This is a genomic window from Streptomyces sp. NPDC005195 (genome assembly GCF_040608315.1).
GTDB classification, from domain to species: Bacteria; Actinomycetota; Actinomycetes; order Streptomycetales; family Streptomycetaceae; genus Streptomyces; species Streptomyces kaempferi.
In genome coordinates, this window is record NZ_JBEXHZ010000410.1 from 1 (window position 1) to 1,010 (window position 1,010).

The following is a 1,010-nucleotide window of genomic DNA, read 5'->3' on the forward strand; positions in this document are numbered from 1 at the left end:
GTGGCAGATCACCTGCGTCCCAGGGGCCAACTCACCCAAAACAACCATCGCCGAGCGCTCTACCTGCACTGATGCGCTAAATCACCGGCATTGCACGTCAGAGGCACCTTTGGGGGTGCGTCAGATGTGCTCGGAGCGTGTGATGACGGGGTACCCGCGTCCATTCGGGTGGTGCTGTGAAACTCCCGCGTGTCCGATATGGCAGATAAAGCGATTATCGGTACGTTCTCTCATAGATCGGCTGCTTGGCCGACGTCTCAGAGATTGGGAAAGTGACATGACCACGCGCAACATTGCCGTGACGGCCGCCGCTGCGGCTGCTACGGCCCTCGTCGCCACGGGCGTCACCTACGCCTCGGCCGCCGCGGCTCCTGAGGCCGCCCCCGTCGTCAAGCAGGTTGCTCCCATGGGTGGCGACAGCGGGCAGTCGAAGGGTAACGAAGGAGGAGGAGGTGGCGGCGACCGTGGTGGCCGTGGCCACTACGAGGGTCACATCGACTTCAACGAGCGTACGTACTCCGCCCAGAGCTGGGGCTGCATCACCGTGATCAGCGGCCTCGGCTCGCGTAGTTTCAACGTCCGCAACGACAGCCACAAGACCGTCGAGGTCTTCCGCGGCGCCACCTGTGACAACGGTTCGCCCGTCGCCACCGTCGGCCCGTGGAGCACCAGCAACGGTGTCATGCCCTTCCGCGTCCACGGTGGCGTGAAGGTCAAGAACGGCGTCGTGGGCAGCTTCCGCGTCGTCGAGGACCACCACCGCTGGTAGTAACGGCGTCACCGCACCATCCGCACCGCATGGAGAACCCGGCCCGCTGCAATCGGGCCGGGTTCTCCGGCATGTGGTGCTGCTGCCCCACCCATGCCCACTACGCGCAGACTTGAACATTCCGGGCACAGGCCGGCTCCGTCGCGCTCGCCGCGCACGGGCGGACCTCGGCCCGGACCGGGTGCCGTGGGTGGCTGGAGTTCAGCTGGTGGACGGGACGCGGAGGGCGAGCGGGGCGGTG

At 66.3% G+C, this 1,010-nt stretch carries 1 protein-coding gene; it reads left to right on the forward strand.

Going from position 1 to position 1,010, the window contains the following annotated elements; all coding sequences use genetic code 11:
* Positions 1-277 precede the first annotated feature (277 nt).
* Positions 278-769: a hypothetical protein gene (locus ABZV34_RS39990; protein WP_356288389.1), complete on the forward strand. Its 492-nt coding sequence runs from the start codon at positions 278-280 to the stop codon at positions 767-769.
* Positions 770-1,010: the final 241 nt, after the last annotated feature.